Origin of the sequence: Blautia hominis (assembly GCA_002270465.1) — a bacterium.
Taxonomy (GTDB): domain Bacteria; phylum Bacillota; class Clostridia; order Lachnospirales; family Lachnospiraceae; genus Blautia; species Blautia hominis.
The window spans coordinates 1-18185 of record NQOF01000005.1 but is presented as its reverse complement, the minus strand read 5'-3'; the positions used below and the strand labels follow the sequence as shown (position 1 = coordinate 18185).

13 protein-coding genes are annotated in these 18185 nt (G+C 46.6%); 9 read left to right on the top strand and 4 right to left on the bottom strand.

From position 1 onward, the window contains the following. The first annotated feature begins 181 nt into the window (after positions 1-181). The 9 genes from asnS to CI595_RS16570 all read left to right on the top strand — a co-directional run bounded on the left by asnS (position 182) and on the right by CI595_RS16570 (position 12563). Positions 182-1573: an asparagine--tRNA ligase gene (gene asnS / locus CI595_RS16610; RefSeq protein WP_095174767.1), complete on the top strand. Its 1392-nt coding sequence runs from the start codon at positions 182-184 to the stop codon at positions 1571-1573. Positions 1574-1586: 13 nt separating this feature from the next. Further along, positions 1587-2642 carry a metallophosphoesterase family protein gene (locus CI595_RS16605; RefSeq protein WP_095174766.1) on the top strand — a complete coding sequence of 352 codons (1056 nt, stop codon included), beginning with the start codon at positions 1587-1589 and terminating at the stop codon, positions 2640-2642. 7 nt (positions 2643-2649) lie between these two features. Further along, positions 2650-4242 (top strand): ATP-binding protein, encoded by a 1593-nt coding sequence (locus CI595_RS16600; RefSeq protein ID WP_095174765.1) that lies wholly within the window; start codon positions 2650-2652, stop codon positions 4240-4242. Positions 4243-4377: 135 nt separating this feature from the next. Beyond that, complete coding sequence (locus tag CI595_RS16595) at positions 4378-6381, top strand: alpha-amylase family protein (protein WP_162291905.1); 2004 nt, start codon at positions 4378-4380, stop codon at positions 6379-6381. 148 nt (positions 6382-6529) lie between these two features. Then, positions 6530-8299, top strand: coding sequence for a sensor histidine kinase (locus CI595_RS16590; RefSeq protein WP_147737735.1), 1770 nt, complete (start codon positions 6530-6532; stop codon positions 8297-8299). After that, positions 8296-9372 carry a response regulator transcription factor gene (locus tag CI595_RS16585; protein WP_162291904.1) on the top strand — a complete coding sequence of 359 codons (1077 nt, stop codon included), beginning with the start codon at positions 8296-8298 and terminating at the stop codon, positions 9370-9372. The genes CI595_RS16590 and CI595_RS16585 overlap by 4 nt, the downstream gene beginning before the upstream one ends. A 114-nt stretch (positions 9373-9486) precedes the next feature. Further along, entirely contained in the window at positions 9487-10830 is a 1344-nt protein-coding gene (locus tag CI595_RS16580) for an extracellular solute-binding protein (RefSeq protein WP_095174761.1), read from the top strand. Between the two features lie 17 nt (positions 10831-10847). Further along, positions 10848-11729, top strand: a complete 882-nt coding sequence (locus CI595_RS16575) for a carbohydrate ABC transporter permease (protein WP_095174760.1) — start codon at positions 10848-10850, stop codon at positions 11727-11729. After that, the gene (locus CI595_RS16570) at positions 11730-12563 is read left to right on the top strand and encodes a carbohydrate ABC transporter permease (RefSeq protein ID WP_095174759.1); all 834 of its coding nucleotides are present in this window, start codon (positions 11730-11732) and stop codon (positions 12561-12563) included. A gap of 55 nt (positions 12564-12618) precedes the next feature. Here CI595_RS16570 and CI595_RS16565 read toward each other — a convergent pair whose 3' ends face one another. From CI595_RS16565 to murC, 4 genes are all read right to left on the bottom strand, one after another. Then, positions 12619-13809, bottom strand: a complete 1191-nt coding sequence (locus CI595_RS16565; protein ID WP_095174758.1) for a ribose-phosphate pyrophosphokinase — start codon at positions 13807-13809, stop codon at positions 12619-12621. A gap of 3 nt (positions 13810-13812) precedes the next feature. Further along, positions 13813-14802: an ATP-binding protein gene (locus tag CI595_RS16560; RefSeq protein ID WP_095174757.1), complete on the bottom strand. Its 990-nt coding sequence runs from the start codon at positions 14800-14802 to the stop codon at positions 13813-13815. A 156-nt stretch (positions 14803-14958) separates the two neighbouring features. Continuing rightward, a complete protein-coding gene (locus CI595_RS16555; protein ID WP_095174756.1) occupies positions 14959-16044 on the bottom strand; it encodes a DnaD domain protein in 1086 nt (361 codons plus the stop codon). 429 nt (positions 16045-16473) lie between these two features. After that, positions 16474-17853, bottom strand: a complete 1380-nt coding sequence (gene murC / locus CI595_RS16550; RefSeq protein ID WP_095174755.1) for a UDP-N-acetylmuramate--L-alanine ligase — start codon at positions 17851-17853, stop codon at positions 16474-16476. Positions 17854-18185: the final 332 nt, after the last annotated feature.

The window sequence follows — 18185 nt, the reverse complement described above, 5'->3', positions numbered from 1 at the left end:
ACCCCTTGCATAGCAGGAAACAATGAGATATACTAATGTGGAGTGGATAAAAAATCCACTCCGCTTTTTATAATTAATGATGATAGAAAGTCCGCAGAGCGTGCTTTCTATATGTTTTAGGTATTTTAACGGTCCGGGGGAATCAGTTTTTTCCGGCACCGGAAGATAAAGGAGAATAAATATGCAGCTTACAACAGTAAAAGAAATTTACAGGAACAAAGAACAGTACCTGGACAAACAGGTGACTGTTGGCGGATGGGTAAGAAGTGTCCGTGATTCCAAAACATTCGGTTTTATTGTACTCCACGACGGAAGCTTTTTCGAGACACTTCAGGTAGTTTACCATGACAGCATGGATAATTTTCAGGATATCAGCAAGTTAAATGTGGGTGCCGCAATCATTGTGAAGGGCACGCTGGTTGCCACACCCCAGGCAAAGCAGCCCTTTGAAGTACAGGCGGAAGAGATCACGGTGGAGGGAGACTCCGCGGCAGATTACCCGCTGCAGAAAAAACGCCATTCCATGGAGTATCTGCGCACCATTTCCCATCTGCGTCCGAGAACCAACACGTTCCAGGCCGTGTTCCGCGTGCGTTCCATGATCGCATTTGCTGTTCATCAGTTCTTTCAGGAGAGAGGCTTTGTCTATGTGCACACTCCATTGATCACAGGAAGTGACTGTGAAGGTGCAGGGGAAATGTTCCGTGTTACTACCCTGGATATGGAGAACCTTCCCAGAACACCGGAGGGAAAGGTGGATTACAGCAAAGATTTCTTCAAAAAGGAGACCAGCCTGACGGTAAGCGGACAGCTCAATGGGGAGACGTATGCCCAGGCATTCCGCAATATTTATACATTCGGCCCCACCTTCCGTGCTGAGAACTCCAACACGACCCGCCATGCGGCAGAGTTCTGGATGATCGAGCCGGAGATGGCATTCGCAGACCTGGAGGATAACATGGCACTGGCAGAGGCCATGCTTAAATATATTATCCAGTATGTACTGGAGAATGCCCCTGAGGAGATGGAATTCTTCAACTCCTTTATTGACAAGGGATTGTTAGAACGTCTGCAGCATGTGCGGAACTCTGAATTCGGACATGTTACCTATACAGAGGCGATTGAGATTCTGGAGAAAGTCAATGATAAGTTTGAGTACAAAGTATTCTGGGGCTGCGATCTGCAGACAGAGCATGAGCGTTATCTGACCGAGCAGGTGTACAAACGCCCTGTATTTGTCACAGACTATCCTAAGGAGATCAAAGCCTTCTATATGAAACAAAACGATGACAACAAGACAGTGGCAGCTATGGACTGCCTGGTTCCTGGAATCGGTGAGATCATCGGCGGAAGCCAGAGGGAAGATTCTTATGATAAGCTGAAAGCCCGTATGGCAGAGCTGGATCTAAACGAGGCAGATTATGACTTTTATCTGGATCTGCGCAAATACGGTTCCACCCGCCATTCAGGTTTTGGCCTGGGATTTGACCGCTGCGTGATGTATCTGACAGGTATGCAGAACATCCGTGACGTCCTTCCGTTCCCCAGAACTGTAAACAACTGTGATTTATAAAAAAGGAGAACCCATGATATTTTTTCATGCCGCGGACATACATCTGGGCGCAGAACCTGACAAAGGTTTTCCCTGGAGTAAAGAAAGAGGCCAGGAGATATGGGACAGTTTCCGAAGATTAATAAGACAGGCCGGCGAAGAAAAAGCCGGTCTGTTTCTGATTGCAGGGGATCTGTTTCACAGGCAGCCTCTGATGAAAGAACTGAAAGAAGTAAATTATCTGTTTTCAACCATACCCGACACGAAAATCGTGCTGATCGCCGGCAACCATGATTATCTGAAGAGGGAATCCTATTATTTGCGGTTTTCCTGGGCAAAGAATGTTTTTTGTCTGTGGGGGGAGCAGGAACCATGTGTGGAACTTCCCGAACTTGGCACAGCCGTTTACGGTATAAGCTATGACCGGAAAGAGATCACAGACCCACTGTACCATCACATCAAGCCCCAGAGACGACAGCCCATTGAAATCCTGCTGGCTCATGGGGGTGATAAAAACCACATACCTTTTGACAGATCTGTACTGGAACGGGCCGGGTTTTCTTATGCTGCCCTGGGACATATCCACAAACCGGAAATGCTGGTAAAGGATAAGATCGCCTATGCAGGGGCACTGGAACCCATTGACAAAAATGATCTGGGGCCCCATGGGTATATAAAGGGAATATGCAGCCATGGAGGTGTCAGAGCAGAATTTATTTCCGCAGCCTGCCGCTCCTATATTCTTCTGCCCGTAAAAGTGAAAGTAAATACCACGCAGTTTTCCCTTGAACAGGCCCTGTCCAGGCTTATGAAGGAAAAAGGTGAAAAAAATCTGTATCGGATCGTGATCAAAGGCGAACATGCCATGGGGACGGAATTTGACACAGAGCGGATCATGAAGCTGGGCAATGTACGTGAAGTGATAGATGAGAGCCATACTGTCTATGATAAGGAAGCTTTGATGCGGCAGTACCGGGGCAGTCTCATAGAGGCGTATGTAAAGCGGTTTGAAGGTGAAGGACTCTCCCTGAGGGAAGAGAAGGCTTTTGCATACGGCATGGAAGCTCTGATGGCTTCAAGGGAGGAATAGATTTTTTATGGTGATCCGGGAACTTATATTAAAAAATTTTGGAAAATTCCAGAACCGGTCTTTTCGGCTGGAGGAAGGGATCAATATAGTATACGGGGAGAATGAGAGCGGAAAAAGCACCCTCCATGCTTTTATCCAGTGTATGCTGTTCGGGTTGAAAAAAATGAGGGGCCGTGCTGCCAGGACAGATTCCTACACCCGCTATACCCCATGGAATAACCCATCCTGGTATGAGGGAAGCATCCGTTTTTCCTGCGGGGGGAAGGATTTCCGACTGGAGAGAGACTTCCGAAGGGGAGAAGAGGGGACTAAACTGGTCTGCGAAAGCGATGGGGAGCTTCTGTCTGTGGAGGACGGAGACCTGGAGATGCTTCTGGGCGGTATAAGTGAAACCGTGTATGAAAATACCGTATCCATCGGACAGATGAAGAGCCGTACCGGGGACGCCCTGCTTCTGGAGTTGAGAAATTATCTGAGTAATTACCAGGAGAGCGGGGACGGGAAGCTGAACCTTGACAAGGCGCTTTCTATTTTAAAAGAGAGGAAAAAGGAATGGCTGAACCGTCTCCGGATAAGAGAACAGGAGCAGCAGGCGGAGGAGGAAAAGATAAGGTTTGAGATCTCTTACCTGGAACGTGAGGCGAAAGAGCTGGAAGGAAAGCTCTCGGAGGAGCGGAAGATAAGAGAAGCCGGACTGAAGCTTGCAAAGGAGCGGGACAGGGAAAATGCGGCACGGACCGCCCCGACGGAAAGGGAAGCAAGGGTTTCTAAGCTGAAATGGAGAAAGATCGTCCCGGCTGTCCTTTTGGGAGATTTGCTCCTATGGGGCATTTTGCTTTTTACAGCGGGATTCAAAGCCGCCTGCGTATCTGCGGCGGTGATTCTGATAGCAGCGGTTCTGCTCTGTATCCTTGCTTGGTATAAGACTGATCAAAGACAGGATCAGGATACACGGGACAGTGCTTCAAAAAATGAGTTAGGTGATGACAGCCGGGATTATGTCCGGGAGGCAGAACAGACAGCGGGAGACAGTATCCGTCTGCTCACAGCCCAATTAGGCGAAAAAAGAACCAGGATATCCAACCTGCAGGAGGAGCTTCTGGAGCTGCAGATGTCAGCAAGCCAGGGGCAGGGGGAGGCGGAGGAGATACGGAGTATCGAGCTGGCAGCCCAAACCATAGAGAGCCTGTCAGTCTCCGCCCAGGAATCAGTGGGAGAAAGTTTGAAGAACCGCATCTCAGACATTTTCTGTACAATGACAAGAGGAAAATATAACAAAGTCGCTATAGACGAAGAGCTGAAAATAGATTTATTTACAAAAGACCGCCATGTGCCGCTTTTTATGGCAAGTCAGGGTACCATAGAGCAGGTATATCTGGCCCTGCGCATTGCAGTGGGAGATATCTTCTGCGGCGAGGAGCCAATGCCCGTTCTGCTTGACGAGGTTTTTGCCATGTATGATGAGGGGCGTATGGCAGAGACGCTGCGGTGGCTGTACCGGGAAAAAGAACAGACCATTATTTTTACCTGCAACAAGAGGGAAGCGGAGGTTCTTCAAAAGTCCGGTATTCCCTGTCACATGGTGCGCCTGCATCCGTAAAGAAGGAAAATTTTGCAAAAATAGGTAAAAAATTTACCATATTTTAAAATTGATTGGAACTAATTGACTTATTTTCAAGACAATTCTATAATCAAGACAAGATACCGAAAGTTAATGAACGTAAAGGAGAAATGCATGGAGAAAAAAGGAATCCCCTTTCGGCAGATACATCTTGATTTCCACACATCCCCGCTGATCGGGGATATCGGGGCAGAGTTTGATGCAGAGGAATTTGCAGATACATTAAAAAAAGCCCATGTTAATTCCATCAATCTGTTTACAAAGTGCCATCATGGAATGTATTATTACCCCACGGCAGTGGGCAAAATGCATCCTGAGCTTACCTTTGATCTATTCGGTGCCCAGGTGCAGGTGTGCCGGGAGAACAAGATCCGGCCGGTGGCCTACACCTGTGTATCATGGAATGAGGATTGGGCAAAACGCCACCCGGAATGGCTTATGGTGAATGCGGAAGGGATTTGGGGAAATAAAAAGCCTTTTGACAATTCTTACTATTCCTGGAAATGCATCTGTTATAATAACAAAGATTACCAGGAAATCTTAAAAGCAGAAATGAAAGAGGTCTATGACAGATACCATCCCGACGGCTTCTGGATTGACATTGTACAGGGAAAGGGATGTGTGTGCGGGACCTGTTCGGAAGACATGAAGATTCTGGGGCTTGATCCGGAAAGACCGGAGGATGTGCGCCGTTTCGACAAGATATCGGAGACACGTTTCTGCCGGACATTTTACAAGTATTTAAAAGCGCTGGATGAGGATCTGGAAGTGTACTTTAACGCCTTTCCTTATGAGCTGGATGACGGCTCTGATCCACAGTGTTCTTCCATTGAAAAAAGAAAATATTTTGACTTCCTGGACATAGAATCTCTTCCCAGTGAACAGTGGGGATATACACATTTTCACGTTGCAGCCAATTATCTGAACAAATATAAGAAAGATATCTGTATGATGAACGGAAAGTTCCACACTGCATGGGGAGATTTTGGCTCTCTCCGGCATGAAAATGCCCTGGAATATGAATGCTTCCGGGCCATTGCAAACGGGGCACGCGTGTGTGTGGGCGACCAGATGCATCCCTGCGGGAAGCTGGATCAAGTGGTATATGAACGGATCGGAAGAATCTTTGAACAGATAGAGCATATGGAACCGTGGCTGTACCGGACCGAAAAGGTAAGGGAGATCGCCGTGCTGATCCCAAGCAGGGCAGGGGCTTGCGACCCATCCTCCGGAGGGATGACCGAGGAGGGGGTATACCGTGTACTATCAGAACTGCACCATCCCTTTGACTTTGTGAATCAGGAGGATTCCCTTGCAGATTACAGACTTTTGATCCTTCCTGACCATGCAGAACCGGACCAGGCGTATGCGGAAAAGATTGGAGCGTTCCTAGATCAGGGCGGGAAAATCCTGGTATCCGGAACATCGGGACTGAAGGATGGAAAGTCCATACTTCCCGGGATGGATTTGGTCCATGAGGGAAAAAGTCCATATGATGTGCGGTACCTGAGGATGAGGGACAGCCGGACCTTCCCGGAAGTACCTAAGACGGACCATGTCTTATACGAAGCGGGGGAACAGGTGTCCGGTAGTGGAAACGTGCTGGCAGAGATAGTAGATCCGTATTTTTCCCGTACATATGAACACTTTTGTTCACACAGGCAGACCCCGCCAAAAAGGGAGAGCCGGGGGGAACCGGCCATTTTGGAAACGGAGGCAGGGATCTATATGGCATTTCCGGTATTCAGGATGTACACGGACAGCGGATATACGGTATATAGGGATTTGACTGCAGGATGTATCCGGCGTCTTCTGAAAGAACCTTTGATAGAAACAGACCTGCCGGCCCTTACAGAATTGAACCTCAGGCGCCAGGGGCAGAATTATATTCTTCATATGCTGAATTACGTGGTGAGCGGGAAAGCGAAAATGTTAGATACCATAGAAGAGAAATATATGGTGAAGGATAAATCCATCAGAATCAGGACAGGGTACAGCCCCGCCGCCGTTGTGAGGCTGCCCTTGTGTGAAAAGGCAGATTTTCATTATGAGAATGGCTATACAGAGATTATGATTGACTATTCCAGCGGGTACGAGGCCTTTTTAATTGAACAATAACAGGTAAACAGCGTTTTGTGTTGCTCAGTGTGGAGTCATCCTTTTGCAAGAGGTGATTTTTACAGGCTTCACCAAACGCTGTTTTATTGTTACTAAAAAAATCCGGGGGTACCGGTACAGGGCTGTAATTACGGAGGGGGGATCCGGAATGAACGAGGCAGAGCGACGGTTTTCATACAGGGATTTAAAATTAAATTTTAAGATACTGCTGATATACTTTATAGTTCTCGCGGTATTTATCATGTTTTCTTTCTGGCTGTATAATGATTACACGCTGAATATTACCAAGGACAAAGTGCGGGAGTATTCGGAGCAGGTACTTACCGTGCAGGAGTCTTCCATTGAGAATACGATCAGCAGCCTGAATAATATCTCCAGGATGATCATTGCCAATTCATCTGTACAGAACTTTTTAAAATCCGTGGACAAAAATTATACAGTACAGTCAAAAGAAGTGTTTTCGCAGATCATGACATATATGGACATCTATCCGGTTGCCAAGTCCATCACCATTTATGATCGCTATCATAATAAATACGGGATCAACAACAATAAGAAAAATACATTGGAAGGGACAGATATCTTCAGTCAGGACTGGTTCCATGAAGTTGAAAAGCAAAAGGGCGGATTTAAGCTCATACCCAATATTTATTACTATAATGAATATCCGGGGGAATCCGTGATATCTCTTGTCAGGATCATAAATGATATTGAGACGCAGAGACCGATTGGCGTGCTGGTGCTGGATATTCTGGAACGCCAGTTTTTAGGTGCCCAAACGAAACCGTATGATAATATCCCATTCCTGATCTTAGACGCAGACAACCATATCATCATATCAAATACAGAGCGGACAGAGGTGCCGGGAGAGATTCTTGACTTTAAGGAGAGCAGGAAAATATGTTCCGTATTAGAGAAAAACGGGGATGGAGAATATGTTTTTTCCGGTGTAAATATGGACAAATACGGATGGAAGATCGTGAACACGGCCTCGCTGAAAAATGTGGAGGCAGAGAGTAAGACCGCCAAGTCCACCATTCTGATCATGGGTGTGTTCTGTTCTGTTATTTTCATAGCTGCCTCTTTTATCATATCACGCTCCATCACCCGTCCGGTTCAAAAATTGATAAAGTCAATGAATAAAGTAAAGAGGGGAAGTCTCAAGAAGGTGGAACTGGATACAGGGAAGGATGAGATCGGAATCCTGAAAGATAATTATAATGAGATGATAGAGGAAATAGACTGCCTGATAAAACGGGGCATACAGACCGAGAAAGATAAGAGGACCTATGAGCTGAATGTGCTGTATGAGCAGATAAAACCACATTTCTTGTATAACACGCTGGATACCATCGGTTACCTTGTCCTATCCGGCGATAAGGAGCGGGCATACACTGCCATTGAAAATCTGGGCAGTTATTATCACGGCAGTTTAAGCCATGGTTCCACAGTTGTCACTGTGGAGGAGGAAATAAAGATTGTGACCGATTATCTGGAATTACAGAAGTTGAGATACGGGGATATTTTTGATTACAGAGCTGAGATTGAACCGGAGCTTGGAAAGAAAAAGGTACTGAAGCTGATCCTGCAGCCTATTGTGGAGAATTCCCTTTACCATGGAATCAGACCGGGAGGGATAAAAGGAAGCATCCGTATCAGCGTTTACCGAATGGAAGAGGAAATGTTTCTGCGTGTGGAGGATACCGGTGTGGGGATGGAGCCGGAGAATGTAGAAGGATTATATTCCCGGGAGAGGCAGAGGAATAGCTTTGGCCTCTGCGGTACAATGGAGAGAATCCGTATCTATTACGCTTATGAGGACTGCTGTGAAATAATAAGTACCAGGGGAATGGGGACCCGTATCACCTTTAAGCTGCCGCTGCGCTTATGCAGGGAGGACCAGGAGGAAGTAAAATGAGTGAGCAAAAGATTAGAGTTATGATAGTAGATGACGAAGAGAACACCCGGAGTTTACTGAAAATATGCCTGGACTGGGATCAAATGGGATGCGAGATCGTGCAGGAGGCAGAGAGTGGACAGGAGGCACTGGATCTACTGGGGGAAAATGGAGCGGATATCCTTATAACAGATATTAAAATGCCCTTTATGGATGGGCTGGAGCTGTCCCGCCGTGTGGCCGAAGAATTTCCGGATATTAAGATCATTATGCTGACAGCGTACGAGATATTTGAGTATGCCAGAGAGGGCATCCGCATGGGCGTAGCGGATTATATTGTGAAGCCTGTCAGAAGAGATGCTCTAAGACAGAGTGTATGTAAGGTAAGAGACAGTATTCTGGAGAAGAGAAATCTTCTGAAAGCACAGCAGGAGTATCAGGAAAAAGTAGATGAATGTATGGAGGAGATATGCAGAGCAGTGAAAGCCGGGAAAGAGGAGCAGGCATATACTCATATTAACAGGATGTTTGCCTGCTATCAGGGGAACTCAACCCTGGAGATCAATGCGGCGAGAATGGATACCGTTAACTGTATTACCCGGTTAATGCGCCTGATCTGTGATTTCGGCTTTGATGTGTCACAGTTTTTTAAGACAAACAGTGTGCCGTTTAAGTACGTGATCCGGATGGAGGAGAAGGAGGAGATGCGGACCTATCTTCTCAACTTTACCGGGTACATTATAGCAGGATGCAAAAACAGAAGAGAACTGCCGGAAAACCATGTGATCAGCCAGGTATGCAGGGATCTGGAGGAGAATTACAGTGACAGTGAAATAACCCTGGCTGGAATGGCAAAAAAATATTATGTAAACTCAAGCTTTCTCTGCCGTCTGTTCAAGCAGGAGACAGGAGCCAATTTTTCCAATTATTTAATGCGTATCAGGATTGACCGGGCAATTGAACTTTTGAGGCAGGGACATTATAAGATTTATGAAATCGCGGAGTTGGTGGGCATACCGGATGCCAATTATTTCTCCAAGTGTTTCAGGAAGGTCACAGGGGTTTCCGTGCGGGATTATCAGGAATCTATATAGTAACTATTTTCCTTATTCCGGTAAATTTTCTCTCTCTACATTTTGGAGGGCAGATGATAGGATAATAACATAAAGACCGGCCGGTTAAAAAATGAGACGAGAGAGGTAAGGAAGATGAAGAGAAGATGGAAAAAGGTATTATGCTTCACCACAGCCGCAGCGTTAGCGCTTACAGCCGCAGGATGCGGTGGGGGCAGCAGTGCGAAAGAAGAGGAAAGCACTAAGTCTGCCGGCAGCCAGAAGGAGACTCAGGATAAGCCGGAAGGTGATGAGAAGATCCAGCTTACGATCTGGTCACTTTACGGAACAAATCCGGATGACAAGTCAGCAGTAGCCTTTCAGGAGTCCGTTAAGGAGATCATGGAGGAGGATCCCTCCCTGGAGATCCAGCTTGACTATGCGGAAAATGAGGCATATAAGACAAAGATAAAGGCAGCCGTGGCAGCCAACGAAGCGCCGGATATTTACGGCACCTGGGGCGGTGGTTTTACCAAACCCTTTGTGGAAGCAGATAAGGTACTTCAGATTGATGAGTATATGACAGATGATATCAAAGGACAGCTCCTTCCGGGTGTTCTTGACTATTTTACTTTTGAGGATAAGCTTTATGGTCTACCCACAAAAATGTCTACCTGTCATCTGTTTATAAACAAAAAGATAATGGAAGAGAATAACGTGGAAATCCCAACAACGTATGCGGAATTGTTAGAAGGCTGTAAAACACTGAGGGAAAACGGTGTTACGCCGATCGCTCTGGGGGCAAAAGACAGATGGGCTATCGGCAAGGTATTTGATATGATGGGTGTGCGTGCATGCGGAATTGAGAATGTAACCAAGATCCTTTCCGGTGAGAGCACCTTCACAGATCCTGATTTTGAAAATGCTGCTAACAAATTTGAGGAGATGGCAAAGGCAGGGGCATTTACGGAAAACGCAGTGGCCATCAGCAATGACGAGGCACTTGCGGATTTTACACTGGGCAAAGCAGCCATGTTTTATAACGGTTCCTGGTCCTGCGGCTTTATCAACGGGGAATCCTCAACCGTAAAGGATGATGTGATCACCATACCGTTTCCTGTTATGGAGGACGGGAAAGGTACTGTGAACGAGTATGTGGGAGGCGCATCTGACGGTTTTGTCATCAACAAAGAGACGAAACACCCTGAAAAAGCATTTGAAGTGCTGCAGAAGATTTCCTATAAAATGTCTTTGAAATCCTACCAGGCAAGCCTTGATATGCCGGTATGGGATGTAAAAGACCAGGTGGATGAAAGTAAAATAGACCCCCTGTTTAAGTCCATTGCCGATGATGCGCAGAATGCAGCCGGGTATATTGCGTGGTGGGATACTTTCTTTGAAGGCAGTGCGGCCCAGGATTATCTCTATGCGCTGATCGATCTGTCCATGGGAGATATCACCGCCGGGGAATTCTGTGAGAAGATGGATACCCTGAATTAATCGAATGGAGGGGTGTTATGAACCGGTTGCTGAAGAATAAACAGGCTATTTTCTTGTTTATGCTGCCTGTGGTGATACTGTTTCTGCTGATCGTGGCAGCACCTGTGTTCCTTTCAGGGTATTACAGCCTTTTGGAGTGGGATGGTATGGGAAAGCAGGAGTTTGTGGGACTTTCCAATTATGTGAGGCTGTTTACAGACCAGAGCGATAAATTTTTGCTGGCACTGCGCAACAGTCTGGTGATCGCAGTTTTGTCACTGCTGATCCAGCTTCCTGCCGGTATGGCGTTCGCTCTGCTGCTGTCAGGGGGGATAAAAGGGGAGCGGGCGTACATAACTATTTTCTTTATTCCCGTTATCATTTCCGGTGTGGCCATCGGACAGCTTTGGGGGAAGATATACCACCCGGACTATGGACTGCTGAATACCTTTTTAAGGGGCATTGGTCTGGATGGGCTTACTAGGGCCTGGCTGGGAGATAAGAAAACCGTCCTGGGGGCAGTCATTGTACCTATCATATGGCAGTATATCGGGTATTATATGCTGCTGTTCTATTCCTCCATAAAGTCTGTTTCCGCGGACATCTTCGATGCCGCTAAGATTGACGGCGCTTCCAGGATCAAGACTGCCCTATGTGTGACCATACCGCTGGTTAAGCCCATGATCAAGACCTGTGTTATCTTCTCTTTGGTTGGCTCCTTTAAAACCTTTGATCTGGTCTACGTTCTCACGGAAGGGGGGCCTGCCCATGCAAGTGAAGTGCCCACAACATTGATGGTGTGGACCATATTCAAACGCAACCAGTACGGCTACGGAAGTGCAATGGCGGTCATTATCGTACTGATATGTTTCCTTCTGTATATAGGGGTACAAAAGTTTTTCAGGACAGAGGAGGAATAAATGGTGAAAAAGACAAGACAAAGCAAACCGCTGATACAGGTCCTGCTGATCGTATGGGCATTTATACAGCTTTTTCCTCTTTACTGGCTGTTTGCCTTTTCCCTGAAAAGCAATGAGGAGATCTTTGGGGCAAATGTCATAGGCCTGCCCAAGGCCTTCATATGGGAAAATTATCAGGTGGCGATTGTGGGGGCCAATATTGGACGCTTTTTCCTTAACAGCGTGATCGTTGTCGGCGCCAGTATACTGATAACCAGTGCGGTTTCTTTATTTGCCTCCTATGCGCTGAACAGGATGAGATGGAAAATGAGCAAAACCGTATATGCGGTGCTTATGCTGGGACTTATGATCCCCATGCACGCTGCGCTGCTTCCGGTCATGCTCATGCTAAAGAACCTTCATCTTCTGGGGGGTTATGTTTCCCTGATCCTGCCTTATACGGCATTTGCCGTTCCGATGACCATCTTGATCTTTTCGGGATTTATATCCGGAATACCCGGGGAATTGGAGGAATCAGCCTGTATTGACGGGTGTAATATTTACCAGATGGTTGTGAAGATCATTTTTCCTCTTATGAAGCCTGCGGTTGCTACAGCCAGCATATTTACCTTTATGAATACATGGAATGAATTAATGTTTGCCACTACTTTTGTGAACTCCACGGAGTTTAAGACATTGACAGCAGGCATCCAGACACTGGCAGGACAGTACAATACCAAGTGGGGGCCTATAGGGGCAGCCCTTGTGTTAGCCACATTTCCAACAATTTTTCTATATATTTTACTATCAAAAGAGGTGCAGAAAAGTTTGATCGTTGGAGCAGTCAAAGGATGAAAAAATTAAAACAGGGATGAGGACCGCGTCTTGGGGTTCTCATCCCTGTTTTCACTTACTCTTTATTTTCAAGCTGTTTTTTATGTTTTACCATCAGTTTATTGATCCTCTCCACTGGATTCAGCAGTTTGCTGATAGAGGCATCGTGGTTGAGCGTATCAATGAGAAGCGCGATATATTTGCTCATATCGCAGTTTACATAATATTCTTTGCAGAGAAGCTCGTCAGGCTGGTATACTAAGTTGGTGGTGAGCAGTCTGTCGAATTCGCCTCTCTCAAAGGCTTTGTCGAATTTTTCCATTCCGTTGGTGAAGAGACCAAAGGTGGAGCACATGAAGATCTTACCGGCCCCCTTGCTCTTTAAAAGTGCGGCAACTTCCAGCATGCTGTCGCCGGAGGAGATCATGTCATCAATAATGATCATATTCTTGCCTGCCACATCCGTGCCCAGAAATTCATGTGCAACGATGGGATTGCGGCCGTCAATGATGGTGGAGTAATCACGGCGTTTGTAGAACATACCCATATCCACGCCCAGTACGTTAGCCAGGTAAATGGCCCGTCCCGTACCGCCTGCATCGGGGCTGATCACCATAGTGTTGTCACTGGTTATCTCAAGGTCAGGTTCAGCCTTGAAAAGTCCTTTGATGAACTGGTAAGACGGCTGTACCGTCTCAAAGCCTTGGAGAGGGATGGAATTCTGCACACGGGGGTCGTGGGCATCAAAGGTGATGATATTGTCCACACCCATGTTCACTAACTCCTGCAGGGCAATGGCGCAGTCCAGGGATTCTCTGCCGGAGCGCTTGTGCTGACGGCTCTCATAGAGGAACGGCATAATGACATTGATACGTCTGGCCTTCCCGCCGATGGCAGCAATGATGCGTTTGAGATCCTGGAAATGGTCATCTGGTGACATGTGGTTCGGGTGTCCGCAGAGGGAATAGGTGAGGCTGTGGTTACACACATCCACCATGACATAGATATCATCGCCGCGTACGGACTCACCCAGAATGCCCTTTGCCTCTCCAGTACCGAAGCGGGGGGTCTGTGCTTTGACCAGATAGGAGTCCCGCTCATAGCCTTCAAACTCCAGGTTGTTTTTCTCCTGATGTTCACGGTCCCTGCGCCATTTTACAATGTAGTCATCAACCCTGGAACCCAGCTTTTCACAGCTTTTCAGTGGAATGATCCCAAGGCGGCCTACGGGAAGGGAATCTAATGGAGTTGCATCTTTTGGTGACATGTTTTACTTTCCTCCTAAAAGTTTTTTTTGGATCCTTATATCATTTCCGATCAGCTTCAGCATGGTATAATTGCTGGAGATCCTGGAGAAGATACGCTCGGAATACGTCTCCAGAAAGTCTTCCATGGCAAGGTTGGTGGAAATAATAGTAGATTTATGGTTCATAATACGTTCATTGATACAGCAGAAAAGCTGGCTTGCCACAAAATTGTTGGTAAGCTCAGTTCCCAGATCGTCAATGATGAGCAGGTCACAGTCATAGATAAACCCGGCTACATCAGAGGCGGCTGCATCCTTCTGGAAGGTGTTCTTTGCCAGCAGGTCAAAGAGATCAAAGGATGAAAAATACAGCACGAAATACGCCCTGTCAATGAGTTCCTTGGCAATACAATGGGAGAGGTAGGTCTTTCCCACACCTGTGTCGCCGTAGAAAAACAGGCCGCATGGATGCTCACCGAAATGGTCAATAAAATCCCAGGCCTTGTCCACTGCGTCCTGGGCCGTCTCCAGTGCGCTGAGGCCGGTGGCAGGGTTTGTGATATCCTGTGGATAATACTCAAAGGAAAAGTTTTCAAAGTTCTCTGTTTCAAGTATTTCCCTGATATTGGACTGTGTATACAGCAAATCTACCGCGGCCTTCTTAAAACAGGAACATTTTTGGTTATCTACATAGCCGGTATCCTTACAGAACGGGCAGTCATACTTCAGTTCCAGATAGTCAGGCGTAAAGCCGTGGATCTGCAGAAGCGCAGTCCGTTCTTCGGAAAGCTCCCCAATGGCGGCAGAGAGGTCAAAGTCATCCTTAGGTGAGGGGAGCAGCAGGGCCCTTGCCTTTTTCAGGCTCAGGGACGCAATCTCTCCGTCGATTTCCTGGAGACGCGGAATCATCTCATAAGCCTGTCGGATGTGTTCATCCTGCTCATGCTTATGATTCAGTTGTTTCTCGTTGTATGCGCGCATCAGCGCGTCGTATTGGAAATTGTTCAGCGACACAGTGACCTCCTTATGGTAACTAAGCAGCAGGTCTGCGCAATTGCTGCGCGACCGTAAGAGAACATTCGGCATTCAGGCAAAAATTTGTAACAGTTCACACAAGCTGAACTGTTACAAAAATTGGGCCGAAGGAAAATCTGCAAAGGGTGGTTTCCATTATTTCAGTAATTGTTTTTCCAGTTCATCCACATTGTAGGTGCGTTGGTGGAAGTTGTTGAATTTGTTCTTGGAAGGTGCCGGTTTTGGACGGGCAGCGCTGTTTTCCGCCTTGGCTGCTTTCTGCTGCCTGCGGTCTTCATCCAGCTTGTCTATGTCAGACAGGTGTTTGACACCCTTTTTCTGCCAATTATGCAGAATAGAGTCCGCATAGGCGAAATTGGGCTGGCCGGTGGCAATGACAGTACGGCTGCAGGCAGCGGATATGATATCCAGTGTGAAGGCGTACTCGTTCAGCCAGAGATTCATATAACGGATCTCTTCATCCACAGGGTTCCGGTTTTTGATGCCGAAGGCCTTGAGGATAGCAAAGAAATTTTTGTTATATGTATTGGTCTCCTGTTTTGCCTGCTTTACGGTGGTGATATTCTCCTCCGCCCAGGCAAGCGCCACTTTTTCAATATAACGGATACTGCGGCTACCTTTGGATACGCAGTATTCGATTAAATATTCCATCAGATCCTTTGAGAAATGAAGCTCTTCGTAAAAAAAGAGGAGCTTGTTGATCTCCGTGGGAGTCAGGGTTTTTCCCAGATATTGTTCCGCAATAAACAGAAGTTCGATCACGTCATCCCTGCCGGACAGTTCTTTTACTTTGTCGGGTGACAGGGTCTTGGGTTCGGAAGTCTGGCTTTTTTCCCTGGAGGCGGCAGCCTCAGGTACCGTTTCAGCCAGTGTTTTGGCGGATGGTGCCTGAGATGTCTTTGGCGGCACAACTTTTGCTCCGCCTGTGAGGGAACGCAGCCGGAGTTCTTTTAAATTACCGCGTCCGTCAAAGGTTACATCAAGGACGCCTGTGTTTTTCCAGTATTTCAATGCGCGGAGCACATCATTTTCCGTACAGTTAAAGATATCGGCAATCGATGACAGCTCCAGAGCGGCGCCGGATACGGAAGCGCTGCGCAGAAGCCAGAGATATATTTTGACAAACTCTCCGTTGGCCTGCGGCATATAAGTATCCAGAAAATAGTTGGAGACAAACGTAAAGTCTCCGGGAAAATCATTGTGTATGATGAACTGTCCCATGTCTAACATCCTTTTCTATTCCAGAGCGTGTTTGAAATTCAAAAATATTGTGAGCCGAAAAGATTCCGACACAACAAACAGGAAAACATCTTTTCGTGTACGCCAGGCACAGACATGTCAAAAAGGTCCGCCCAAGCAAGTGTTTCCCCGTCTTTTGTAAGTATAACATATAACTTTTGAAAAGAGAATAAGCATTTTTTAGCAGAGGCCTTTGTGCGGGCATGTTGAAAATTTTGTGGGGAATGTGGATAATGTGGATAAAAAAGTGGAGTATTTTTATTAGCAACCGAAAAATGTCGAAAACATGGGGATTTTAAAGGTTTACAGCAAATTATGTTACATTATTATGTTAACTGGCTTATACCCAAAAAAATCCACATGCTTATAGGGGAGTAAATGTGTATAAGCATGTGGATAATGTGGATAACTTTACATTCCTAGCAGGTTTTCGCCGATTTTATACACATCTCCGGCCCCCATAGTTATCAACAAATCATCGTGGATACAATTTTTTAATAAAAATTCTTCTATCTCATCAAATGTGGAAAAATAATACGCATCTGTACCAAGAGAGGCAACCAGATCACGCAGATTTCGGGAGGATATCCCCAGGTTGTCGGTCTCGCGGGCTGCGTAGATGTCAGCCAGCACTACCTTGTCGGCCAGGGTCAGTGCCTCTGCGAATTCATTCAGCAGGGCTTTTGTCCTGGTATAAGTATGTGGCTGGAAGACACACCAGGTGGTTTTGTGTGGATAATTTTTGGCAGTCTGCAGGGTTGCGGCGATCTCTGTGGGATGATGGGCATAGTCGTCTATGATAGTCACGCCGGCTACCTTACCCTTGTACTGGAACCTACGGTCTGTACCGCCGAAGTGCAGAAGACCTTTTTGGATGTGCTCCATGGAAAGGCCCAGTTTTTCCCCCAGGGCAATGGCGGACAAGGCATTGGCAACATTGTGGGTTCCCGGAACAGACAGGGAGAAGCGGCCAAGTACCTCATTGCCCTTTACGCAGTCAAAGGATGCGTGGGCGAATTCGTCAAAGGTAATATTCTTAGCCATATAATCAGCCTCATGTTCCAGCCCGCAGGTGATCACTGCGCAGGAAAGACCTTCGGTGATCTCCTCATAGGCGGGGATATCGCTGCTGATGATCAAGGTCCCGTCTGCGGGCAGTTTCTCTGCAAACAGTTTGAAGGAATGGCGGATATCATCCAGGTCTTTGAAGAAATCCAGATGGTCCGCATCAATATTCAGGATAATGCTGATCTTGGGGAAAAAGCTCAGAAAACTGTTGGTGTACTCACAGGCCTCTGTGACAAAAGTCTCTGACCGGCCCACACGGATATTGCCGTGGATGGCAGGCAGAATACCGCCTACAGAGATGGTAGGGTCAGCATCAGCTTCCAGCAGAATATGTGAGATCATGGAGGTGGTGGTGGTCTTACCGTGTGTACCTGCTACAGCTACCGGTACTTCATAGTTTTTCATGATCTGTCCCAGAAGCTCTGCTCTTGTGAGCATGGGGAGCCCCTTTTGGCGGGCACATGCAAATTCCGGATTATCTTCGTGGATGGCTGCGGTGTAGACCACCAGTTCAATGTCATCTGTAATATTGGAAGCGCGCTGGCCAATGCGGACAACGGCACCAAGGCTCTCCAGATGGGCGGTCAGTTCGGACTTTCTGGAGTCTGAACCTGATATGGGGAAATTTTCTTTTAAAAGGATTTCAGCCAGACCGCTCATGCTGATGCCGCCGATACCGATGAAATGAATGTGCAGCGGCTTATTAAAATCTATCTGATACATAAGGTTGTGCTTCCTTTCTCTTCTTTATTATTATATGGGGCAGTGTCAATGGGGCACTGTTTGTGTTTATTATACCTAAAAAAAGTACAAAATGAAACCCCTAGTTATAGAAATGGTTATGGGCAGGTAAAATGTCACAAAAACTAAAGTAAAGTTGAAAAAAAATTGTTAAAAATGTTCACAATTGCGATTTAGTGTGGTATAATACCTGTCTTTTGAAGTTGAGGTAAAAAAATAGTGCTAAGCCATAGGTTAGAACCTATGACTTAGCATTTTATTTATATCTTCATTTCCGAGAAAATAAGATGTTAATGGTAATCCTGTCAGAGAAG